Source organism: Alphaproteobacteria bacterium, from assembly GCA_016722515.1.
Classification (GTDB): domain Bacteria; phylum Pseudomonadota; class Alphaproteobacteria; order Rickettsiales; family JADKJE01; genus JADKJE01.
Genome location: JADKJE010000001.1, coordinates 385492 through 410424 on the forward strand (window position 1 = coordinate 385492; position 24933 = coordinate 410424).

Consider the following 24933-nt stretch of genomic DNA (forward strand, 5'->3'; position numbering starts at 1 on the left):
TTCAACGCCTCAGTGGCGATTGCTTGCCTTGTCCTGATGCGTTTTGATGATAAAAAGGTGCTCTCATATTATGTTTAGAAGCCAAACTCAACGGAGTTTCTCCTTTATTATTGGCTATATCAGTGCGTGCCCCAAATTTCAATAAGAACTGAACCATCGGCTCGCTCTTGCTCTGTACGGCAATATGTAGGGGTGTCTCACCGTGCTGATTTTGACCGGAAACATCAGCACCTGCTGTGATGAATGCCTCTACTGCTGCCCTATTACCCAGCTTTATAGCTTCATGAAGTGAGGTAGTCGTGACTTGATTGGGGTCGTGTGTTTGAGAAGTTACGCTAGCTTGCCCTGCAGCAGGCGGCGTATTGGACGACATAAGGCTTTTTACCCCCTCCGCCAATAAATTTAAAAAAAACCCAAGGATTGTTTGGGCAACATCCGAAAAATCAAGAGACTTTGCTTCTTCTAAAGGCGTTCTATGATGATATTTAACCTGTTGATCAGCTCCGAATTGCAGGAGATCTTTAACCATCTCTTTATCACCCATAGCCGTTGCCATATGCAAACAAGAACGACCATCGGGTGTAACATAATTAGGGTTTGCCCCATGTTCCAACAAGGTTTTCACCAATGCTTTATTCCCATCCTGGATCGCCCATTTGAGCAATGGATGCCCATCGGTTGTTAAAATATCATCCGGATGCTTTCCACTCTGTCTTAAATACGCTTTAATATCTTTGTTCTTATTAAAGGTCTGATTGAGCACAAGTGAATTGGTATACCGATTCATTTGCTTGTCATCCAATGATACGCGGTTGATATCATTCATAATCGCGCTGGCTTGCTTAGGATCAGCCGACATATTTTGGGTCAAAAATTCATTGAATTCCTGGCGCTGATTTTCTAAATAACGCCTTGCCTCCTCCGGTTTGTGTATAGTCTGTTTAGGAGCGCGGATAACAAAAGTACCTTCCGGTATCCTAATTTTATGTGTTTCACCTCGACTGACTGCATCTTCAAAAAATTGTGCATGCACCGATTTTTGTGACGGAATCGATTGAATCGAGTTAAGTAATCCCTGCATATTCTCGTGGCTGAGCGTTGGATGTTTTTTACCAGCAGGCGAAACTAAAGAAGAACCCTTAGGCAAATGGTCATAAGCATCAATGGAAGCTCCGCCGTGGCAACTCCATACGTGAACATTCAATGGCGCTGATTGCCCAGTACGTGGATCCTTGGCTGCTAAATGATTAAGTTTATCAAACAAAAAAGAGGTTTTGCGTTGTCCATCTGGAAATATATCAATGGTATGCTCCCCATGAGCATCGATATTGCCATGTCCCCATAAATCAACCCGGGTACCCTTTCCCAGCCGCCCCTGCACATGCTCTAAATCCTTATCCTCTATGTCCGAATGTCCATCGCCGATAATAGTATAGGAAAAGGCTATGCCCTTTTTCGCCAGGTATGCTTGTTTCTTGGCACATTCTTCCTTAAGAGCATCTACCTGCTCATAATCATGGCGGGTGCCTACCATGATGACTAAATCATAGGGACGCTTTTCACCTTGAACACCCCCCTTTTGCGAGACATCAGGCTGCGCGTAATAAATAACATTTCTATATTCTAGCATTATTACTTCTTCAATTAAGGCGATTTTTAATCGTTCATTTTCTAAAAGAATATTATTAATTGAAATTTACACTATATATTATAATTAATTATTAATAGAACCCATCAAGATTCATTGCACGTCATTTTAGAACAGGCACCCCGTGATGTTTTACCATCTATGACGACAAAAAATAACCTAAAATTCCTCTGATCATAATCAGACGCTTATAAACTGTATCAAGATAACCAGGAAGTCTCATGCGCGGTCCGTGCTATGACACCAATCCCTCACCTACTTTGGTAAGAAACGCCTGCGTTGTTAAATACGGCGTATCCTTACCGACTAAAACAGCAAGGTCTTTAGTCATAAAACCACCATCCACTGTTTCCACGGTGACCTTCTCAAGCTTCGTTGCAAAATCCATCAATGGTTGGTTTTGATCAATGCGTCCTCTGGCATGCAACGCCCTGGTCCAAGCGAATAAAGTTGCGATTGGGTTAGTCGACGTTTCTTTTCCCTGCTGCCATAAACGAAAATGCCGAGTGACGGTGCCATGCGCGGCTTCGGTTTCTACCGTATTGCCATCTGGAGTCATCAACACCGAGGTCATCAACCCTAATGAGCCAAATCCTTGTGCTACGATATCCGACTGCACATCGCCATCATAATTTTTGCAGGCCCATAACATACCGCCATGAGACTTAATAGCAAAGGCGACCATATCATCGATTAAACGATGTTCGTACGTTAATCCAGCAGCGTCGAATTGAGGTCTAAATTCCCGCTCAAATACGTGCTGGAAAATATCTTTAAACCTTCCATCATAGGATTTTAGAATAGTGTTTTTGGTTGAAAGATAAAGTGGATACCCACAACTTAAGGCATAATTAAAACATGCACGGGCAAATTCGGTGATCGACGCATCCAGATTAAACATCCCCATCACCACACCAGGACCTTTCATATCATTTACCAGGCGCTCCTGCACAGGGCTTCCATCGGCGGGAATAAACTGCATCACACATTTCCCAGGACGATCCGTCACAAAATCGGTTGCCGCATATTGGTCACCAAAGGCATGGCGACCGATCACAATCGGCTTATTCCAACCAGGCACCAAACGTGGAATTGATTTACAGACGATAGGCTCACGAAACACGGTTCCACCTAAAATATTACGGATAGTGCCATTTGGCGATTTCCACATTTTCTTGAGATTAAATTCTTTTACACGCGCTTCATCTGGAGTAATGGTGGCACATTTAACTCCTACTTGATAACGTTTGATTGCCTCGCCTGCATCTTTGGTAACCTGGTCTTCGGTGGTATCGCGATTTTGAATACTAAGGTCAAAATAATGAAGGGGTACATCCACAAACGGAAGAATCAAAATCTCTTTAATCCACGCCCACATCACCCGTGCCATTTCATCGCCATCAATTTCAACGATCGGATTATTCACTTTAATTTTGTTCATAGACTTCATAGACTGGTCTCCCTTCTCTCAAAAATTTACACTTCCTTTATACAGAGTGACATATTTTGCAACGAATGAAAATTCTTTCTTATAAATATCTCAAAAGGTATTGCTTTCCATTTCTCGTTGGAGTTAAATTGCCTCTTCATGGGTTTATTTTAATTAGGTTGGATCATGCTTAAAAAATTCGCTTACTCTGCTTCTTCTGTCCTTGTGGGTTCTTCTATCCTGTTTCAAACACTTAGCCCACTGACCTCTCCTGCTTTTGCGCAACAAAGCAAAATATTGGAGCAAAACGCAGCTGCAAAAAAGAAGGAAAATAACCAGACCCTTCAATTGCTCGAATTATTTGGTGACGTGTTCGATAAAGTACGCGACATTTATGTTGAGCCAGTATCTGATAAACAACTGATTGAGTCAGCTATCAATGGTATGTTAACCTCACTTGATCCACATTCAGGTTATCTTGATAAAAAAGCTTTTGATGATATTCGAGTACAAACCAGAGGCGAATTTGGCGGTTTAGGTATTGAAGTCACCATGGATAAAGGCTTAGTCAAAGTTGTTTCTCCTATTGATGACACCCCTGCCTATAATGCCGGTATCAAAGCAGGAGACTTCATCAGCCATATCGATGGTCAAGCGGTTCTCGGGCTCACCTTAAACGAGGCTGTTGAAAAAATGCGTGGCCCTGTTAAAACCAAAGTGAAGCTTACCATTTTGCGTGAAAATGAATCCGAACCAATGGAAGTGATCCTTCAACGCGAAGTGATCCACATTAAATCGGTTAAATCACATGCAGAAGGTGATATTGGTTATGTTCGTATTACTTCATTCTCCGAACAAACATTTGACGGACTTAAGCACGACCTTGATAAATTAAACAAGGACATCGGCCAGGGTAAAATGAAAGGCCTCGTACTTGACTTACGGAACAATCCAGGTGGTTTGCTGGATCAAGCGATTGCCGTTAGTGATGCCTTCCTTGATGCTGGTGAAATTGTGTCAACACGGGGAAGAACCAAAGAAAGCATTAAACGATTTAATGCCCATAAAGGTGACCTTATCAACGGATTGCCAATGGTTGTCTTGATAAACCAGGGATCCGCTTCAGCGTCAGAGATTGTCTCCGGTGCCTTGCAAGACCATAAGCGTGCCGTTGTTATGGGTACGAAATCATTTGGTAAAGGGTCCGTTCAAACCGTTATTCCTTTAACAGGTGATAGCGCTATGCGATTAACAACCTCGCGTTATTATACACCATCTGGACGTTCAATCCAGGCTGAAGGAATTAAACCTGATATCGCTGTAGAGGCCGCCAAAATTGAACCTATTGATGAAAAATTCTTCAATTCAGAAGCGCAATTGAAAGGCCATTTATCGAACCCAACCAACCCGAATGCCGACAAAGCTAAACCTTCCGCCCATGAGAATCAGCCAGATTCAAGCTTGCGTAAGCGTGTTGGCGATAAATTAAAAGAAAGCCTCGACAAAAACGGCAAAGATAAAGACAATAAAACACCTGATGAGCCAGTCTACGGTAAGGACTACCAGCTTTCACGTGCGGTTGACTTGCTTAGAGGAATTGCCGTTTATAAAACATCGAATAAGTAGGAAGCTGGAGTTGTACCGTCCTCTGAGATGAGAGGTATGAAGGCTACGCCTTTTTCTACCGGCTTCTCGGAGGCCCTATTCTCCCTGTGACCGTCATGCCCAGGAACAATGACCGCATGATCGCTTCTTGCAGCACCTTTATAACGATGGGGGCACGTTGTCTACTTTTTGTTTTTTAAAGGGAGATGGGAGAAAATTAGTATTTTCCTCGTCGACAGTTCTCACTTTCTTGCACCAGCTCGTCTGTGTATTCTCGCGTAATACGTTAGAGGAAGCTAACATCCTCAAAGCCTTCTCACGAATAACATTTACAACAGAAACATCTGCGCCGATTAACGTACAATATTTACCGGCCGTCGATGCACAAAAAAGTGTTGGTTGCGAATTATAGGTCAACCACTTAATTTGTCTGGTTAGCAATGAGGAATCTTGAGTTAATAACTGAGTTACAGACGCAACATCGTTTTGATTAATAGCCAGTTGCAGACGGATATTTTGAGCAAACTGCCTCATCATAGGAACGCGTTCATGCAGGGCCTTTTCCAAAGCTTCTGGCAAATTATCCAAGGTGATACCAGGAGCTGTCATGGAAAAGAACTGCTGTGTGAGCTCACGTTCAGGATTATGTTTAAACGCAGTATTGATATTATTTCCTAGTCTACCTAATAATTCTTTAAAAGAGTTGGCGTTATCTTGAAACTGGGTAGCCACGCAATCAAGCGCATCAGCAAATTCCAAATTTAAAAACAAGATTGAATTCATTTCATAGTACCCTTTATACCAGCAGCGCACCATGTCAGCTGGGGTAAACGGATCACCCGCTTTTAAATCAGATACAGCACCAGGTAATGCCCAGCATCCGCTGGTAAAATCACGACCGCCTGGACCTTCAGCCTTAAAGAATAAGGACCGCTCACAATCGACAATAACGGCTTCGCGTTTACCTGATTGATTAGTAACCCCGACATTAGCCGAATGAATATCATAGTAACCAAGAAACACGCAGGCTGCCAGGAGCTTATGAATACCAGGCGCAATATTGTCTTGATAGCACTCACTATTTCTCTCCTCAACAGAACGAATAGTAGCAGGTGCATATTTCCATAAATCTCGGTAGGATTCAAATATACGGGAGGCGGTGTAAATCTTTGATTTATCAGCAAGAAATCGCATTTTAGGCGCTTTGGTTTCTCCAAGTAAAGACTGAAATAGATGTGCCGTAATATAGCTTTTTATGGCACCAAAGCCTCCCTCATCTTTAATCATCCAACGATAGGTGTATTTTTGCTTATCCTGGCTATCATTGGATTTAAGTTCTTTACGTGAGATAACCCCGGCCTCATTGCCATGTTTTTTTTCTTCAAAGAACTGGTGACGCGAAAGAGGTATGACTTGGTTATTTTTATCCTTTTGCTGTTGATCATAGGGTTGTTTCAGACCATCAGTAATTTTCTGAATTTTCAAATCTTTCATTACAAGACGATTAAAGCTATCAATTAATTGCCTATTTATATTGTTAAATTTTTCAATTAGTAATTGTGTATTTATTTTATCAATACTAATTTTATAGTCATTTAAGATTGTGGTAAACTCCCTCTGTAAAAAAAATTGTTGCATCATTAATTTATCATTATAATCCTTATAATCACCGACCGCAATGTAAACATAAGCCACAACATCACATAAATGCTTTACAAAACAAATACCCTCATCAAGACGATATTGACTATTAGCAATTAGCGAATTCAAAAATTCACTGGAAATGAAATCATCAACGATATCGGCAATATGTAGAGCAGCTTTGTTAGAAATATCCTGATTATTATTAAATCGCGTAACTTGCTTCAATATTTCTTGTTTATTTTCCGTAAAATTACCAGGATACATCGTTTTTGCATAATCATAACTACTACGAATACGCTCAACTTTTTCACCAAACGTCTCACAGGAATAATTTTTCAGTATATTAGCTATATACTTATCAATCGTTTCATTCTCCTCTGTTAACTGCTTATCGCTATCGGTGGCGGAAGATACACCCGTTGAACGACTGGGAGATTGATCTATTATTTTCACTTGAGTAATCATATGGTTATCATACATATCTTTAATAATATTTGAAATCGTTGATATGATTTTCTTGTGGTTATTATTTGTTAGATTGATATTTTTTTCCAATATTTCTTGAAGAGTCAATGTGTCAATATGGGGATGGCCTGTTAGACCCGTAATAAGGGGTTTAATATCATCATGGTTAAGCAGTGCATCGACAAGCACGTTTGCCGTATAATATTTTTCCTCACCCGATGCCAGATAGGCACAGCCGATTATTTCTGCCAAAAGGCAAAGTACACCAGTACCCGCACGTTTAAACTCTGTATCTTTGCTTTGCTGTAAATTCGCTAAAAATGATTCTGACAAGATTGATTTTAAATGTGCATGGATCTGAGGAATGATATACGCAATGCTTTCCCCAGCATACTGCTTTTCAACAAAAGAATAGATATTAATGTGCGTATATTCTTTTTCTTCTTCTAGCTCATCATTGTCTGCTAAATCGCAATAATGCTTACTCAGATGTTCCAATATTGCTTGAAGCGGTTTAATGAAGTTACCACCCACTAAATCCGCAATAGGTGAGAGCTTACCAGCATCATTCAAGACGCCAGGCGAATCACTTTTATACATTTCTTTTGACATTTTATTTACTTTATTATTTCTTCATTAGGAATTATATTGTTAAATAAATTATTTTCAACATAAATATTTGAATAACCATTCAATAATACTTCAAGTAACGAAGGGGTAAAAATTCTTAATCCTGGGTTGATTATGCCTCAATGCCATAAAATGACTCTACTCTCCTGCCAAAGTGGAGGATAGAACTGCCACGATTTATGAAGCGTTGATTTAACAATTTAGGAGATTAACATCCTATCCATGATCCCCTAGCCCTCGCAGAAGCATTGGCCTTCCAGACTTCAACGCTCGTTATCTGAGCCATGAGGTAAGGCAGACTACTCATAATTTAAATCATCGTTTGCTTGGCAAACCAGGTAGCCGCCGGCCCACGCCATAAGGATCGCACGTAGGTTGATTCGTTGAACAGATTGCGATTGATTCCATTAAAAACCTCTTCCCCTTGAATTACCTGTATTGGGAACGGAAGGCACATTGCCATATATATTCCCTGCAATACTACATTGATGATTGCTGGTTATAGAGCCACAGACAGAATCCACCATATATTTGCTGGGCTCGATGGCAGGAGAATTAACTTTACCCCTACCACTAAGGTACGTATTGTTAGGAATAATATGCTCCGATATAGAATTTTGTTGAAGCTGAGAAGCCAGTGGTTGATGATTGGCATCCATAGGCATACCTCTAGCAGTAATGAGATTATTATGCATAGAAACGTTTCTTCTTATAGAAAATCCAGAGCCATTTTCAACATTCAGCAAGTCCACTAAATTCTTTATAGCCTGTAAATTTCCTTTCTCAGCAGCAAAACTCAGCAACACTATTTTATAATCTCTCGGTAAGGGGTTTCTTCCTAGATTGGCAAAATGGTTTTTGGCGAATTCAAAATTATCAACGAGCACTTTAAGTGGCTCGTAAACAGGCCGGTTTTCAGTTATGTATTTAGCTAATTGAACATAAGCTTCAATACTACCATGAGAGACCGCACAAACAAGATGCTCAAACCTCTTGTGCATATCCACTTCTAATCGGGCCCGCATGACCACTTCAGGAACCCAGATCTCCTCAGCTGTATTAGAGGAAAAATAGGGCAAGCTCGTTGCTACTTTCACATAGCTTTGTGCTGCCTCCATTCCTAAAAAATAATAACTGACATTGAGAATATAATTATCGAGAATACTATCATTTCTCAGTATCTTTAAAAGTTTTACAGTGCGCTCGGGGGTGAAAATTTTCAGACGAATCTGCCGTTGCGTTAGAATTGCTTTAACAAATGTCATATGTTCAGGGCATTGTTTTATAACGGTGCCATAAGGAATATCATCAAATTCAGGATCCGTTAGAACATGTGAATCAATTACTTCAACTAATTGCCTAAATCCATGTGTTATCCAAATAGATTTCAAATGATCCAACTTCTCGCGCATTCATTTCTCCATTATATATATGTCATGGATGAACTTTATCAGAAAAAATTTAAATATACACGCCATTAATATACGTTTTGTATTAGTATATAACCATTAATATTTATTTATTGACCCTAAATGAAAGTATAAACATCTCGGGAGCTTCACCACAAACAATAGACCAATGACTGGGTACCCGACGGGAGGGAAGAGGTATAGACCGGGAACAGGAACGTTGCGGGTAGTCATCCTATTTCCAAACAGTTGAGCAAACGCTTTCCTGAGGTCATGTTCCCGTTGTTTGACCAAGGCTGTTGTGGATGTCATCAAGATCAAGGAAAAGGTTGGTTCAAGAAGCCCCCCCCCTAACTTCGGGCAAACTGATTAGATATGAGACCTTCTACACCTGCAGTGCCCCTATGGGGAGTCAGGCTCATACTTCTTCGCATGAATCAGGGGTGGTGAGAAACAGGGAGTGTCGGGTTTCCAGTCCCCTCCTACAAAAATTAATAAAAAACCCAGTTGCTTATAGTGGTGCTTGCCGTTATCCTATCTAGGTCAGGATTAGAAGAAGGTTCGTAAAATGATAGATAGGCTGAAGGCTGCTTTAGCTTTTTGCAAACATTATTGGGCTATTGCTTTCTTTGGAGTAAACGTGGTCATATTGATTACGGTGGCCTTGGTGTACGTTATATCAGCTCAATCTTCTTACTTTGCATCAGCCTTGCAAAATGGCCAACGGGTTATTATTAACGTTGAAACGCAGAAAGTTACCGGCGGTATTCGCTCAAGCCACAAAGCCTTAGCCCACGCTCATCATAACGTTCCAACAACGGTAACTCCTTCACTGGTATCAGCTTCGCCCAATCCTCCTGCCCCTGTGCAACCGCTTTCAAGCCCGGCTACCGTTGAAGTAAAACCTATACCACAAGCCACTTCCGTCATTAACGCAGCCGACAAAAAACCGTCCATTTCGGTATTGATTGTTGATTTAGGATTAAGTAAATCATCCACCGAATTAGCATTTCAATTACCTTCCTACGTAGGGTTTGGTTTCTCGCCTTATTCTTCGCAATTAGAAGAATGGGTTACCAAAGCGAAAATAGCTGGACACTCTATTTGGTTGCATTTACCTCTTCAGACCATCCATTATCCGGCAGATGATCCCGGTCCTTATGGTCTTTTAACCATGCTCAATGAGCGCCAAAATCAGGAGCGCCTTGATTGGGTGCTTGGTAGAACGCCCCATCTTAATGGCCTTTACACGTCAAATGATGAAGTTTTTACCCAGACAGAGGCTAATATCGTACCCGTTTTGTCGTATTTGAAATCTAAAAACCTGATATTTATTTCCGGTAACGAAAATAATAAATTCCTCGATACGATCGTGGCTAAAAACGCATTTCCAGTCCTGGAAGCCGATCGCATAATTGATGCTTCGATCACCGACAAAAACATCCGAACAAGCCTCGCCGAAGCAGAAGAATTAACCAAACAATTTGGTCATGTAACGATTGTGGGCCATGCCTACCCCCTGACCATTAATATCCTTAAAGAATGGCTGGATTCCAAAAAACACAACATGAATTTTGTCTCCCTGGTTAATCCTAATCTTTCATCTGGTTCCGTTGCCACTACACAAGCAGCGGATTCACATAGCTCACCACGTACACCATCACCATCTACACCCTCACCATCTACACCGATTAATGCTGCCTCATCCCCTCCCCTGAACGCAAAAGTTGTCAACACTCATTATGTCACTTCAACCACCGTCAAACCTTAATGATGCCCTCTATCGCCCTGGTGTGGGTATTATGCTCTTTAACGAGCATAATAAGATTTTTGTAGCTAGACGCATTGATTCGCGGGCAGATGCCTGGCAAATGCCCCAAGGAGGGATCGATGACAACGAGTTACCGTTAGAAGCAGCATTGCGTGAATTGAAAGAAGAAATAGGAACTAATCATGCAACCATAATCTCCCAATACCCAGATTGGCTTTATTATGATATTCCAGAGGAACTTGCAAAATCATTATGGAATGGTCGATATCGAGGACAACGTCAACGGTGGTTCTTGATGCGCTTTAATGGCCGGGATGATGAAATTAATCTTGAAACAGAAATACCCGAATTTAATGATTGGCAATGGGCATCATTAGATTCGATTGTGGATCTCATCGTGCCTTTTAAGCGCACGCTCTATATACAACTCCTGACCCAATTTAAACCTTATATCAATCAAGGCAATGTATGAGCGCCCCACTCAAGCCGGTGTTAATTGTCTTGGGGATGCATCGCAGCGGAACATCGGCGCTCTCTGGAATCTGCCATATGCTGGGTGTGCATATGGGGGAAGCATTTCTTGAACCAACAAAGGACAATCCAAAAGGATATTTTGAAGATATTGCATGTGTTGATATTCAAGAACGTATTTTAAAATTTTTTAATATGTCATGGGATAGCTATTCACTTCTACCAAGTGGCTGGCACCAGCTAAGGAGCATGACCCCTTTTCGTGAAGAGTTAAAAGCCCTTATAAGCACTCGGGATTCTCATATGATTTGGGGAATCAAAGATCCACGACTATGCCGGCTTCTCCCCTTATGGTTGGATATTTTTAGCGAATTGGGATTTTCTCCTCATTTTCTAATCCCAATACGAAACCCGCATGAAGTTTCCAGTTCTTTAGTACAACGTGATCAATTACGCATCCACCACAGCCTCATGTTATGGTTTGTCCATAATCTAGAGGCCGAATTTTACACCAGGCCCTATCCCAGAATATTAATCAATTATCCTTCCTATCTTGAAAAATGGGAAAGTATTTATCAGGTTCTAACTCAAAATTGGCATTTTGAACTTCCACCCATTACGAGTGAGGTAAAACATCATATTGATGACTTCCTGTGTAGCACCCTTTACCGACATCGGTTAGCGTCCCATGTTACACCTGTCCAGATTGCGTTCCCAACCGTCCGAACCATGTGGACTATCCTGCAAAAACTGACATTCACCCAAAGTGAATATGATGTCCTAAACGAATTTTGGCATGAATCGCGATTCTGGCTTTATGCGTTTACCGATTCGCTTGAGACGTTGCAACATTCTAACCGCAATTTTACCCGATCTTCTCAGACACTTTCTGAGCATTACGAACAACTGCTTGCCGAAAATAAATCATTTATCGAACAACTCCAAATTATCCAAACCATGATTGCTGATTTAGAAGTGAACCTCGATTTAATGAAAAATTCATTATCTTGGCGTCTAACTGCACCTTTACGAATCCTAAAAAAACAGGTAAAATCGCTCCCATGGCTTCTCAAAAAATAAAAGCTACCGTCATTATTCCAACGAAGAACCCTGGTGCTTTTTTTTTCCAGGTGCTGGATGCCGTGAGGTCTCAAAAAACTCCCTGGCCATATGAAATCTTGGTTATAGATTCAGGGTCAACCGATGGGACTATTGATTATTGCCACCAATTTCCTGAAATTATTCTCCATTGTATTCCTCCTCAAACATTCCAACATGGACGTACGCGTAATGAAGCCATCCGTTTAGCCAACGGCGAATTTTTGGTGATGATTACGCATGATGCCATCCCTGCAAGCGATGATTGGCTTTTTCAATTAGTCAATTATACTGAATCAAACCCCGAGATTGCCGGAACCTTTGGTCGACATATCGCCCACAAGCATGCAAATCCTTTTGTGAGCGACTCTATTGAGAAACATTTTGAACAATTTAAAACGGTCCCAGTCGTATCACTGGACGATAAGACACGTTACGATTCCGATGAAGCCTATCGCCAATTCTTGCATTTTTTTTCCGATAATAATGCCTGCCTTCGCCGGACTGTCTGGGAAAAAATCCCGTATCCCGAAGTTAATTTCGCCGAAGACCAACTTTGGGCAAAAGCTATTATAGAAGCCGGCTATGCCAAAGGCTATTGTTACGACGCAGCGGTTTATCATTCCCATAATATGGGATTTGTTGAAACGCTTCAACGAAGCTTTGATGAATCAGTCGCGTTTAAACAATATTTCGGGTACAATTTGTGCCCTAGTTTTAAGAATTTCTTTCTTGCCCCCTTTATTCTCACTCAACAAAATTGGAATTTTCTTAAACATAATGACCATGTTTCTTCCAAATTAAAATGGCAACTTGTTAGCCCATTACTCAATATAGCACGTATTTTAGGCCATTCGCTTGGCCAATATCGCGACCGGATTCCATCGACGTTACATGTCTATTTGTCACGGGATGCGCGTGTAAAATCGGGTCGCCTAAAAAGAAGAAATCTCATCATCCGTCTACCTGTTTTATTTTACCGAGTCGCACGAAAATGGCAGGAAGTCGGGACACTCCAACTTATACGTGTGATTATGAAGCGCCTGAAACGTAGATCGTTTCACGTTCCTTTTATGCGGAATCTTACTGATCAATTTTCTTTTTTGGACTCAACCACGTTTGGCGCTCCACTTGGTGGACAACCGCTTGATCCTAAATCCATTACCTGGTTTATACCCGACTTTAACATCGGCTCTGGTGGTCATCTGAATATTTTTCGTTTTATTCAAATGTTGGAAAAAAAAGGGTACACCCAAACCATTACAATTATTGAAAGCAGTCACTTCCCCTCCGCAAAAGCGGCAAAAGAATGTATCAATAAACATTTTTTTCGGCTTAAATCCAATGTCGTTATTGGCCGCGATTTGGCTCCTCCCTCAATGTACGGCATGGCCACGGGCTGGCAAACCGCTTTTGCACTAAAGGGATTTCAAAGTGTTGTCCATAAATGTTATTTTGTTCAAGATTATGAACCTTCTTTTTACCCAATGGGCAGTGAGGCTATATTAGCAGAAGAAACATACCGTTTTGGCTTTCACGGTATCACTGCTGGCTCCTGGTTAAGTACTATTCTTAATCAACAATTTGGAATGACGTGTTATCCTGTAGGTTTCTCATTTGATAAACAACATTATTTTACTCAGGAAAAAACAGCATCGCATAAAAGAAAAATTTTCTTTTATGCACGACCTGTGACACCCCGTCGTGGTTTTGAGCTTGGAATTCTTGCCTTAGACCACGTTATGAAAGAAATGCCCGAGACAGAAGTGCATCTGGCCGGATGGAATATCCATGCACACCACATTCCTTTTCCGTTTATCTCCCATGGTGTTATGCCCATTGCCAAACTTCATGAACTTTATAATCAATGTGACGTAGCCTTGGTTCTATCACTTACTAACCTTTCCCTTCTTCCATTAGAATTAATGGCCTGCAATTGTCCGATTGTCAGTAACCACGGACCACATGCTGAATGGTTATTAAATGATTCCAATGCAGTGCTTACCTCCCCAACGCCTGATGCATTAGCCCAAGCGCTTATTAGTCTGCTTAAAGACGAAGATAAGCGAAAAAAACTTATCGCAGCAGGACTGGCATTTGCACACAGTACGAGTTGGGAAGCAGAGGCTGATAAAATGATCCATTATTTGGAGGCCATCCATGCCTCTAACCGGTAAAAGCATTGCAGTTCTTGGTGCTAATGGCTTTATAGGAACCCATCTCTGCCCTCTACTGATTAAAAACGGTGCGCACGTGAGCGCTTTCGACCGAAACTTAAGTCCCGCTGTTGACCAGTGCGATAACCGCCACGGCGATTTTTTGAAGGCCGATGATGTTGATCATGCTATTTCAGAATGTGATGCCATTGTTCATCTTATCCACTCCACCTTACCCATTAGTTCCAACAAATCGCCTCTTACTGATGCTAGCGATAATATCATCCCTTCACTTAGGCTCTTGGATCTTGCCGTAAAGCATCATATCAAACGCATTATCTATGTTTCGTCGGGTGGCACTGTTTATGGGAAACAAATCCAATGGCCCATCTTAGAAAGCGCACCTACTTACCCTAATTGTGCGTATGCCATCAGCAAACTTGCTATTGAGCATTACTGTTCTTTATATCACCACCTTTATAAGCTTGATTATACCGTTTTACGCGTTGCAAACCCCTACGGTCCTTTTCAGGCAACTCATAAGGGAAATGGTGTCATCACGACCTTTATAGAAGGCTATTTAAAAAATAAACCACTCGAAATCTGGGGTAATGGATTAACCGTACGCGATTATATCCATGTTGAGGATGTAGCCAGCGCCATCATCAAATCTCTAAACTATACTGGTCCACATAAATGTTTTAATATAGGCAGTGGCACAGGAAAAAGTATACTTAATCTCATTTCTGTCCTAGAAGAAGTAATTGGTCATCCGATTGACAAAACATTCTTTGAGAACCGTACCCCTGATATTCCTCAAAATGTTCTTAATACCTATTTGGCAAAACAAGAACTACATTGGTCGCCAACAATCCCCTTACATAGAGGGATAAAGGAACTTATCAATTTTATGAAGACACAGGTTACTGCATGAGAGAGTACCCTTGTCACCCCTATCCCAAGACGCTCCAACATTTAGTGACGAGAATCGCCTCACCGCTTATCAAGCAAACAGGCTTATATGAACCACGATTACTAACCGATTGGCATCATATTGTGGGTCACACGCTTTCTCGATTTAGTATGCCACTTAACATACGCTTTCCGCAGGGTCGCACGGCTGGAGGCGTATTATATATAGCCGTCAATCACGCTGGGTTTTCAACTGAGTTTAATCATTTAAAACCTCAATTGCTTGAGAAAATTGCTACTTATTTTGGCTACCAGGCCGTAGCTGACATAAAAATTATATTAAAACTTGGAATGAAAATAGATACAAAACAAGCAGTAGAAACCAACTCTTCCGCACAACAGCCAATCAATCCGGCTGTATTAACCTATGTAAATGTTCACATAGCGGATACGGAATTGGCAACATCGCTAGCCTCACTTGGGTCGCACATTTCAGAGATTCAGTCTTCTTGACGATCATGAAGGCACGTCTTATACTAAAAACTAGATAAAAAAAGAGGTCATTATGCGTTACGTTTCATTATTAAGCACTCTATCGGCTCTTCTTGTTACAGCCAGCATGGCCCATGCCGGCGACACGAATGCTGCAAAAACAAAACAACAGACCGCTCCAACCTCCAAACAAATTAAAATTTTAGGGCAGTCTTCCTCACCTCAATCCGAACAATTGAAGTATCAAATTCCCAGTGACATTATTTTAGGCAATGCCAAAGCACCAGTCACTATCGTTGAATATTCGTCTCTTACATGCCCACATTGTGCCCATTTCATCAATGATTTGTTACCTACGATCAAAAAAAAATATATTGATACTGGCAAAGTTAAATTTATCAGCAGGGATTTTCCCCTGGATGGAACAGCATTGAAGGCGGCTAAACTTCCACATTGTGCAGGTAAGGATCGTTATTATGATTTTCTTAAAGTACTCTTTAAAACTCAAGATAGCTGGGCCCGTCAGGATAATTTCCAAGAGCTACTTGGCAATATCGCACGCTTGGGCGGAATGCCAGCAGATGAATTCAACAAATGCATGGACAATAAAGACCTGGAACTGCAAATTGCGGATACCCGTCTTCAAGCAGCCGAACATTTAGGCATTAAATCCACACCGACATTCTTCATCAATGGCATAGAGCTTAAAGGAGCCGGTAGCATACCCGCGTTTGAAGAAGCACTTAATAAAGCGTTAGATCCTAACCACACGGCCACTCCTGCACAACCCGAAGCAGCAGAAAAACAGCCAGTGGCCCATGGGAAAAAATAATCGAGTACTCTAGCTCAGACATCTTCAGACCTTTTGGGATTATGAGCTAAAGCCGCGACACCGTTATCGAAACAGTAGGTGTTTCGCATAGTGAAGAAGGAAGCGCAGTACTCCCTGTCTCCCCTACTCATCAGAGGTGGGTAGATAGATAAAAAAAAACTCCCCTGAATTTTTCAGGGGAGTTTTTTAATTCTATAAACAAAACCGAGTCAATTACTCAGCAGCATCCGATTCCTCAGAATCATCCGCTTTTGCTTTGCGAACTTTCTTCTTTGCTTTTTCCTGCACTTCTTCCGTTCCCTCAGGAGCGGCAGCAGCAGCTAATTCTTCAGCAGCTTGTTGCTCAGCTTTATCTTTTTTCTTAGGCTTAGCAGCTTCCTGCTCTGCACTCAAAGCCTCAGCTTGGCTACGTGCTACATTCACTGAAACCTGTACTGATACGTCTGGATGAAGCACTATTTTAACAGAATAAATACCAACATTTTTAATTGGCTTAGCGATGATTGCCGTAATCTCAGAATCAGCTTTAACAACCTCAGCCAATGCACGAGATACGTCACGTGGAGCAACAGAACCGAATAAACGTCCATCTTCTCCAGCCTGGCGGATCAAGATAACTTTTGATTCAGCTACTTTTACTGCTAATTTATCAGCCGCTTCACGACGTTCTTCATTTTTACGTTGCAGATCGGCTTTTTGATCTTCAATCATTTTCATGTTTTGTTTAGTAGCTGCAACAGCTGCATTGCGTGGAATGAGGAAGTTACGTGCGTATCCGCTACGAACATCAACAACTTCACCAATAGTTCCTAAACGATATACATTTTGAACCAAAATAACTTGCATGGGATATCCTATGACTTAATGGGTTGCTAATTAGCGGGCAACGAAAGGAAGCAGCGCTAATACGCGGGCCAACTTAATTGCTTTTTTCAACTGACGCTGTTTCTTGGCTGAAACAGAAGTAATACGTGAAGGAAGGATCCTGCCACGCTCAGAGATAAATCCCTGAAGAAGTTTTACATCTTTATAATCGACATGTACGTCTTGCAAAGGGCATTGACGTTTACGACGAAAGAAGGGCTTATTAGACGCTTTCTCTGTTGTTGAAGTCTTACTCATGATTCCTCACTATCTGTTCTATTAATTGGCTTCTTCGCCAGCTTTTTCACGATCGTCAATAAGTGGAGATGGTTTTTTGTCAACTGCCTCAACACTGATAATCGCACTGCGTAAAACATCTTCGTTATAACGCAGGCTTTTTTCTAATTTTTTAACCACTTCATGCGGAGCACTAAACCCAATATGAGAATAGTGAGCCTTACGGTTTTTCTTAACCAGATAAGCCAGGGTACGCAAACCCCAATATTCTGTTTTTAATACCTTGCCGCCATTTTCGGTGATAACACTCGAAATATCATGTGTTAGTTTCTCAACTGCCTGGCTTGAAATGTCAGGTCTAGCAAGAAATGTGGTTTCGTAAAACGCCATATAAATCAATCTCCTAAAGTAGAAAAACGCGAAAACCCGTCCACGCTATCATAAACTAAGGCGTACAGCATATCGATTTCTGACTATTTTGCAAGTGCTATTCTCATATCTTTATTCGCTACCGCTTAATCGCCACAGTCACCCCCTCATCTGAAGGGATCATGACTGCCAGGTATTTCGTTTTATCAGCCAGCCTTAAGTTGAATTCCTGCATAGCTTTATAACTGTTCATTGAAACACCATCAGGCTTTTTATCTTGAAGTACCGCGCCAAACAATAACGTATTATCAGCAACGATCAATCCACCAGGCTTGAGGTTTTCTTCTGCCCAATTCAAATAATCAGGATACCCCCCTTTGTCAGCATCAATAAAAACCATATCCACATTTTGCTCCCACTTTATTTCTCTTAATTGCTGGTGGGCATCGCCTCCCATCAGCATTATTTTATGGCCACCTGGATATTTTTTGAAATGCTTTTGGGCAATAGCCACATGTTCTGGATTACTCTCAAACGTGATAATGCGGCCGTCTTCATTTAATTCTTGCGCCATAGCAAGCGCTGAATATCCAATTAATGTCCCAAACTCCACAATGAGTTTTGGCTGATATAATGCCACTAAAAATTGAAGGAAGCGAACTTCGGTTACCCCTAGCTGCATAAAACGCCGTTGATCAATAAGTGATTCGTGTAATTCTGCAAGCCATGCTTGCTCAGGATTATATAATGATTCTCTGTAAGAGCTAATCTTATCTTTTTGTTCTAGACGCATCGGCGACTCCATGCTTTAGGATTCTTCCTTGCACAGTTATATCAGATTCAGTATATTTCTGGCAGCTTTAAATTTAAAATGTCAGGCATTATGAATCCTATCATCTATATTACGCTTACCTTAATTGACATCTACTCCTGGGCTATTTTGATCGCGGTCATCATGAGTTGGCTAATATCCCTTCGTATCCTAAACCCTCATAACAACCTGGTATCATCTATTTATCAGTTCTTTGTCTCAATTACAGAGCCGGTACTTCGTCCTATTCGCCGTTTTTTCTCCATCCGCTCAGGATTTGACTATTCTCCAATCATTGTGTATCTCCTCCTTAACTTTCTCGGCTATACCATCAAATATTACGCATTATCATAAAATCAAAAGGAGGAAGCTTGCCCCCCCTGTTGCAATTATGCAACATTACTCCCTGCCTGTTTAAAGAGAAGACTCTTTCTCTTTGAACTGATTGCAATAACCCAGGATTTAGTCTAAACATAACCCCAAGATAAATTAGTTGAACCTTTATGCAGAACCTTCCGGCGTTTTTTGTTGCGATAGCCTTTGTTGTTCTCATGTTTATGTACGGCCGAAATGTGGGCGTAGCACGGTCGCGCAAAGCGCAGATACGTCTTCATTCACTCTCCAGCTATTATGGCTATACGGCTGCATTATGGTTTATGCTAAGTTTCGTCGTGATACTCTCTGGCGTTAAATATTTCAAACATATTGTCCATGATAGTAGCGTTTCGGGGATGCCTGTTTTTCTAGGTACACTCCTTGTTGCCTCAGCCGGTACTGCCCTTTTTATACATCTCAAATTTACGCCATATTATCGCGCCCGTAACCATGTTGAGAAATGGATCAACGTTCTTTTATTCGCTTCAGCCGCCGCCTCTATTGCTATTACGCTTGCTGTTGTTATTTCTATCTTCTTTGAATCTCTTCGGTTCTTTAAATCAGTCTCTCCGCTGGCATTCTTTTTCGGAACACACTGGAGCCCTCAACAAGCTACTGGCGAACATCTATCCGAAGGATTTGGGATATTACCACTTTTTTGTGGTACACTTTTGATTACGGGAATTGCCATGCTGATCGCTGCTCCTTGCGGTTTATTATCGGCCATTTTCCTGTCAGAATACACGTCCCCTGCATGGCGCACCTGGATTAAACCTTTTCTTGAAATTTTAGCTGGTATACCAACCGTAGTTTACGGATTTTTTGCAGCCACGGTTATGGCTCCTTTACTGCGCAACACTGGAGAAATCATAGGAGTACCGATTGCTACCGAAAGCGCTTTGGCTGCAGGCTTGGTTATGGGAATTATGATTATTCCTTTTGTCATGTCCTTATCCGATGATATTTTACATGCAGTCCCACGGTCTCTCCGTGAAGGCTCTCTTGCCTTGGGGGCTACGCTCTCCGAAACCATACGCAAGGTGATCGTTCCAGCTGCTCTTCCTGGCATAATGGGCGCCTGTCTGCTTGCGATTTCGCGCGCCATTGGTGAAACCATGATCGTCTTTATGGCGGCAGGTCTTGCTGCCAATTTTACCTTTAACCCTCTTCAACCCGTCACCACCGTCACAGCTCAAATTGTGATGCTCCTGGTTGGCGACCAGGAATTTGACAGTCCTCAAACCTTAGCTGCGTTTGCTTTAGGCTTAACATTGTTCATGGTGACACTCTGTTTAAACGTAATCGCTTTGCTTATCGTGAAAAAATATCGTGAAAAATATGAATAAAGTATCTCCTCATTCATCATCGTCATATTTCGATTCCATTGAATTTCAAGCACGTCTAAAGAAGCGCTACCGTGCTGAGAAACGTTTCAAATTCTATGGGTTGACTGCCATTATCATGGCTTTCGTTTTTCTTATTTTTCTGTTGGCATGTATTACGGCGAAGGGATATACCGGGTTTTATCAAACCTATATCCAATTACCAGTTACCTTTGATGAAACTATATTAGTATCCAGTATCTCAGCAGAAGAAACATCTGCCTCATTGCAGGAAAACCTTATGTTTGCCGATTTTCAAGAATTGGTTCGCCAAAGCCTGCTTAAGGAATTCCCTGATGTTACTGAACCTCATCAGAAGCGGGCTCTTTTTTCGTTGCTCAGTCGTGGGGCTGGGACAACCTTAAAGAAAGCTTTAATGAAAGATGATTCGTTACTTAATACATCGAAAGCTATCTGGCTTCCTGCTTCCTCCAATGTCGACATGTATATCAAAGGCCGCATCAGTGATAAAACACCAGAATCCCAACGTAAACTTAAAGATAAACAGCTCGCCTGGATTAAGGCGCTAGAGAGCAAAGGTCTGATTAAAACAAAATTTAATATTCTTTTCTTTACAGCTAGTAATTCGCGAGAACCAGAACTTGCGGGGATTTTTGGAAGCGTTCTTGGATCGCTATACACCATTCTGGCATGTCTTATTATCGCTTTCCCGCTTGGGGTTCTTACTGCCGTTTACCTAGAAGAATTTGCCCCCAAGAATTTTCTAACCGATTTAATTGAGATTAATATCAATAACCTGGCTGCGATTCCTTCTATTGTTTTTGGACTATTAGGACTAGCCCTTTATCTGGACATTATGGAATTACCGAGATCTGCATCTGTAGTAGGTGGATTAACATTAGCATTAATGGTACTGCCTATTATGGTCATTACCGCTCGTAATTCTCTTAGGGCTGTCCCTCCTTCTATTCGTGATGCGGCCATGGGACTTGGCGCCTCTAAGATTCAAACCACGTTTCATCATGTGGTTCCACTGGCCATGCCCGGCATTATGACAGGAACTATATTAAGTATCGCACGCGCACTCGGTGAAACGGCACCGCTCATTATGATCGGCATGGTTGCCTTTGTTGTTGACGTTCCCCAAACCTTCTTTGATCCCGCAGCACCACTTCCCGTTCAAATATTCACCTGGGCAGACAGCGCTGAGCTTGGATTCGTTGAAAAAACTTCGGCCGCTATCATGATATTATTAGCTATCTTGATTGTCTTAAACACCGTAGCCGCAATTATCCGTAAAAAATATGAGAATAAATGGTAACCATATGAATACACCTGCTCAGCCCAACGCACACGAGAATAACGTTCGCATAAGAGCCGAAAATGTTAATCTTTTTTACGGAGAAAAACAGGCTTTATTTGATATTTCGGTAAACATCGAAGCCAATACGGTTACTGCTCTTATAGGACCATCAGGCTGTGGAAAATCATCATTCTTACGCTGTATGAACCGGATGAATGATTTGATTTTGGGCTGCCAGGTTCAAGGACTTATCACCCTTGATAATCAAGATATTTATGAAAAATCTGTTGATGCAGTGCAGTTGCGTGCAAAAGTGGGGATGGTTTTTCAAAAACCGAATCCCTTCCCCTAAGTCTATCTATGACAACATCACCTATGGCCCCAAACTTCATGGCCTGATCAAATCAAAAGCAGAATGCGATCAAATTGTTGAAGAAAGCTTGCAAAAATCGAGTCTATGGAATGAGGTAAAGGATCGTTTGCACGAACCAGCAACCAGTCTGTCGGGTGGTCAGCAACAGCGTTTATGTATTGCCCGCACAATTGCTATACGACCGGAGGTTATTCTTATGGATGAACCATGTTCGGCGCTTGACCCTATTGCAACAGCTAAAGTTGAGGACCTTATTGACGATCTTAGTAAAGATTATACCATTGTTATCGTTACCCACTCCATGCAGCAAGCAGCTCGCGTATCCAAATATACCGCCTTCTTTCATCTGGGTAAACTGGTGGAATTTGATGAAACCAGCACTATTTTTACTCAGCCAAAACTTCAACAAACTCAAGACTATATCACAGGCCGCTTTGGTTAATATAACTTTAAAATTTAATGCCCATATTTAATCATTCACCTATTTTAGTAGAAAATTAAGTATTTTTGTGTTAAATAGAGATATAGTCTAATAGTCTGGAACAGTACTATGTCTGCAAAAAGCGAATTAAAACCATCTATTTTAGTAGTTGAGGACGAAAAGTCGATCGCGACTCTACTTCATTATAATCTTGAGAAAGCAGGTTATCGCGTGCGGGTTACCCACGATGGTGAGGAAGCGATACTGATGATCAATGAAAGTAAGCCAGACTTAATCGTTTTGGATTGGATGCTTCCCTCTCTTTCTGGATTAGAGATCTGCACTATTTTGCGTAACAATCCCGAAACAAAGCATATCCCTATTATCATGTTAACTGCCCGGGGCGAAGAACAGGATAAAGTTATGGGTCTTGAAACAGGGGCTGATGATTACGTTGTGAAACCTTTTTCTCCTGCAGAAATGATTGCCCGTATCAACGCACTCTTTCGTCGCATGCGCCCGGCCTTCTCATCTGAAATATTGGAATATGCTGGCATTAGAATGGATTTAGGTTCCTGTTCTGTGACACGTGATGGTAAACAACTGCATTTGGGCCCTACAGAATATCGTATTTTGCAGTGTTTGATGGAATTCCCTGAGCGCGTTTTATCGCGTGAAAAATTGATGACCAAAGTTTGGGGTAATTCACGTTATATCGAAATTCGTACGGTTGATGCCCACATCGCCCGTCTCCGTAAGGCTCTTGAGCTTTCTAAAGACGATCGCGATATCATCAAAACCATCCGTTCCGTTGGCTACAGCATTCATGATCCTAGTCTGTCAAAGAAACAGTAGCACTCATTTCTAATCCACACGGCTTAAATCAATGGCGACCGAAATTTAACGTAAAAAGACCAGTTAAAACTATGGCGAAAGCCATAAGCACTGAATATACGCTATCTTTTTTCATCGTTATGTAAAATCACGTGTGTTGTTATCCAAATAGGAAAGTTTCCTTCGTTTTACCACAGAGTCAGTATGAGCGCCTATTACATGTTGGGGATCCTCAGTTATAGCCGATCTATCTGAGGTGTGCGGTGTGATGAGCGAGATTTTATTGTGTCTAACATTTATTCCCTCGTCTCTGCCGTCTCTATTTTCCATTTCGCACCTCTTTTTACCGACTGATTCAGGACCTAGTAAACATGGAGGATGATAAACGTTGGGACGCTGATTTAAATGGTTAATATAGGCTTTAAGTTGCTCGGGCTGCGCTCCGTTAGAATGATCCCAAATATACGTAGATTTTCCAAGTTCCCACTGAATATTCCGATAATTCACATCCCGTCCTTGACTAGATAATTGATGAGCCAAAAAAGCGATTAAAAATGTACTACTGCGCGAAACGCCCGCATCACAATTGACAGCAATAGGATCTTCAGAATGTATCTCATATGTCAGAACCATTTGAATGAGTCGGTTGAACTTTTCAAAGGCCATTTGATTATTCTTGTCAATGCCTCGTTTATCATTCCATTGTTTATAACGAATCTGCCTCAGCGGGCGAGTTTCATTTTCCCCCTCTTTAGTCGTGTACGTAACATCGACCTCTAGGACATCCATTTCATCCGATGGGTACAAATAGGGTTCCTTAATCGCACCAATTTTAAATCCTCCAAATGTTTTTCCAGCTATCTTATACAAATGATGGACTTCTCCTTCTTTGGGACTGCTCGTGAGCGTCAAAATAAGTCCGACATTCTGATTCCAAAACATAACTAAAAATGGCTCAATATCTCTTTCATGTAAAAGTCCAGGAAACGTGATAAAACTTCGTTTGAGCTCACTATACTCAACTCGGTTTGCATTCACAGCGCATTCATTTTCTTTTTTAATGTGCGAATCGGCTTCTGTGAGTGCATTGCCAGCGTAGTCGTAAGGAATAGTGATTAATTCCCGAGTGCTTTCAGCCCTTTGCGGACATATCGTTGGATATTTAAATCCACAAACGCGTCCCTCTTCCGGCTTCCCATAATAATACGCTATCAACATAGTGAATGACTTTAATTATTTTGTTAATAAAAATTAATCTTCATTTTTCACACATAATTGATATTTCAATTACAGGATGAAATTATGAATATTAATTCAAGTTAAAATTGAAATTTTATATCTAGCGCAAACAGATTTGTTAGGCAACAACAATTTACGTCAGAGGCCCCATGCCCGATACTTCTAAATAAGCATTTATGAAAGCTACAGGATAGTTAAGATA

General features: G+C 41.3%; 21 protein-coding genes and 1 pseudogene. 13 read left to right on the forward strand and 9 right to left on the reverse strand.

What is annotated here, in order from left to right; genetic code table 11:
- Position 1: 1 nt before the first annotated feature.
- Positions 2-1630: an ankyrin repeat domain-containing protein gene (locus tag IPP74_01730; protein ID MBL0318015.1), complete on the reverse strand. Its 1629-nt coding sequence runs from the start codon at positions 1628-1630 to the stop codon at positions 2-4.
- 253 nt (positions 1631-1883) lie between these two features.
- Positions 1884-3089, reverse strand: coding sequence for an NADP-dependent isocitrate dehydrogenase (locus IPP74_01735; GenBank protein ID MBL0318016.1), 1206 nt, complete (start codon positions 3087-3089; stop codon positions 1884-1886).
- Positions 3090-3263: 174 nt separating this feature from the next.
- On the opposite strand from IPP74_01735, the gene IPP74_01740 reads away from it, so the two are divergent.
- Entirely contained in the window at positions 3264-4703 is a 1440-nt protein-coding gene (locus IPP74_01740) for a S41 family peptidase (protein MBL0318017.1), read from the forward strand.
- Between the two features lie 138 nt (positions 4704-4841).
- Here the strand turns inward: IPP74_01740 and IPP74_01745 are convergent, their stop codons facing one another.
- The gene (locus IPP74_01745) at positions 4842-7403 is read right to left on the reverse strand and encodes a hypothetical protein (GenBank protein MBL0318018.1); all 2562 of its coding nucleotides are present in this window, start codon (positions 7401-7403) and stop codon (positions 4842-4844) included.
- A gap of 425 nt (positions 7404-7828) precedes the next feature.
- Entirely contained in the window at positions 7829-8833 is a 1005-nt protein-coding gene (locus tag IPP74_01750; GenBank protein MBL0318019.1) for a hypothetical protein, read from the reverse strand.
- 565 nt (positions 8834-9398) lie between these two features.
- On the opposite strand from IPP74_01750, the gene IPP74_01755 reads away from it, so the two are divergent.
- From IPP74_01755 to IPP74_01785, 7 genes are read left to right on the forward strand one after another with little or no spacing between them, the layout of a single operon-like run.
- The gene (locus IPP74_01755; protein MBL0318020.1) at positions 9399-10601 is read left to right on the forward strand and encodes a divergent polysaccharide deacetylase family protein; all 1203 of its coding nucleotides are present in this window, start codon (positions 9399-9401) and stop codon (positions 10599-10601) included.
- Positions 10573-11073, forward strand: a complete 501-nt coding sequence (locus IPP74_01760) for an RNA pyrophosphohydrolase (GenBank protein ID MBL0318021.1) — start codon at positions 10573-10575, stop codon at positions 11071-11073. Before IPP74_01755 ends, IPP74_01760 begins: the two co-directional genes overlap by 29 nt.
- Positions 11070-12152 (forward strand): hypothetical protein, encoded by a 1083-nt coding sequence (locus IPP74_01765; protein MBL0318022.1) that lies wholly within the window; start codon positions 11070-11072, stop codon positions 12150-12152. The genes IPP74_01760 and IPP74_01765 overlap by 4 nt, the downstream gene beginning before the upstream one ends.
- On the forward strand, positions 12134-14347 hold the full coding sequence (locus IPP74_01770; GenBank protein MBL0318023.1) for a glycosyltransferase: 2214 nt from the start codon (positions 12134-12136) through the stop codon (positions 14345-14347). Before IPP74_01765 ends, IPP74_01770 begins: the two co-directional genes overlap by 19 nt.
- On the forward strand, positions 14331-15260 hold the full coding sequence (locus tag IPP74_01775; protein ID MBL0318024.1) for an NAD-dependent epimerase/dehydratase family protein: 930 nt from the start codon (positions 14331-14333) through the stop codon (positions 15258-15260). The genes IPP74_01770 and IPP74_01775 overlap by 17 nt, the downstream gene beginning before the upstream one ends.
- Positions 15257-15751 (forward strand): DUF721 domain-containing protein, encoded by a 495-nt coding sequence (locus IPP74_01780; protein MBL0318025.1) that lies wholly within the window; start codon positions 15257-15259, stop codon positions 15749-15751. Before IPP74_01775 ends, IPP74_01780 begins: the two co-directional genes overlap by 4 nt.
- Before the next feature lie 52 nt (positions 15752-15803).
- A complete protein-coding gene (locus tag IPP74_01785) occupies positions 15804-16562 on the forward strand; it encodes a DsbA family protein (protein MBL0318026.1) in 759 nt (252 codons plus the stop codon).
- A gap of 213 nt (positions 16563-16775) precedes the next feature.
- Here the strand turns inward: IPP74_01785 and IPP74_01790 are convergent, their stop codons facing one another.
- The 4 genes from IPP74_01790 to IPP74_01805 all read right to left on the reverse strand — a co-directional run bounded on the left by IPP74_01790 (position 16776) and on the right by IPP74_01805 (position 18825).
- Positions 16776-17408 carry a 50S ribosomal protein L9 gene (locus IPP74_01790; GenBank protein ID MBL0318027.1) on the reverse strand — a complete coding sequence of 211 codons (633 nt, stop codon included), beginning with the start codon at positions 17406-17408 and terminating at the stop codon, positions 16776-16778.
- A gap of 30 nt (positions 17409-17438) precedes the next feature.
- Positions 17439-17684 carry a 30S ribosomal protein S18 gene (locus IPP74_01795; protein ID MBL0318028.1) on the reverse strand — a complete coding sequence of 82 codons (246 nt, stop codon included), beginning with the start codon at positions 17682-17684 and terminating at the stop codon, positions 17439-17441.
- A gap of 21 nt (positions 17685-17705) precedes the next feature.
- A complete protein-coding gene (rpsF, locus tag IPP74_01800; GenBank protein MBL0318029.1) occupies positions 17706-18053 on the reverse strand; it encodes a 30S ribosomal protein S6 in 348 nt (115 codons plus the stop codon).
- Positions 18054-18171: 118 nt separating this feature from the next.
- A complete protein-coding gene (locus IPP74_01805; GenBank protein ID MBL0318030.1) occupies positions 18172-18825 on the reverse strand; it encodes an O-methyltransferase in 654 nt (217 codons plus the stop codon).
- 78 nt (positions 18826-18903) lie between these two features.
- Here IPP74_01805 and IPP74_01810 point away from each other — a divergent pair, with 78 nt between their 5' ends.
- From IPP74_01810 to phoB, 5 genes and pseudogenes are all read left to right on the forward strand, one after another.
- On the forward strand, positions 18904-19197 hold the full coding sequence (locus IPP74_01810; GenBank protein MBL0318031.1) for a YggT family protein: 294 nt from the start codon (positions 18904-18906) through the stop codon (positions 19195-19197).
- A 302-nt stretch (positions 19198-19499) separates the two neighbouring features.
- Positions 19500-20564: a phosphate ABC transporter permease subunit PstC gene (gene pstC, locus IPP74_01815; protein MBL0318032.1), complete on the forward strand. Its 1065-nt coding sequence runs from the start codon at positions 19500-19502 to the stop codon at positions 20562-20564.
- On the forward strand, positions 20557-21882 hold the full coding sequence (pstA, locus tag IPP74_01820; protein MBL0318033.1) for a phosphate ABC transporter permease PstA: 1326 nt from the start codon (positions 20557-20559) through the stop codon (positions 21880-21882). The genes pstC and pstA overlap by 8 nt, the downstream gene beginning before the upstream one ends.
- 4 nt (positions 21883-21886) lie before the next feature.
- A pseudogene (locus IPP74_01825) lies at positions 21887-22679 on the forward strand (phosphate ABC transporter ATP-binding protein).
- Positions 22680-22787: 108 nt separating this feature from the next.
- Positions 22788-23513, forward strand: coding sequence for a phosphate regulon transcriptional regulator PhoB (gene phoB, locus IPP74_01830; GenBank protein ID MBL0318034.1), 726 nt, complete (start codon positions 22788-22790; stop codon positions 23511-23513).
- 117 nt (positions 23514-23630) lie between these two features.
- On the opposite strand, the gene IPP74_01835 is transcribed toward phoB, so the two are convergent.
- Positions 23631-24710: a dual specificity protein phosphatase family protein gene (locus IPP74_01835; protein ID MBL0318035.1), complete on the reverse strand. Its 1080-nt coding sequence runs from the start codon at positions 24708-24710 to the stop codon at positions 23631-23633.
- Between the last annotated feature and the right edge of the window lie 223 nt (positions 24711-24933).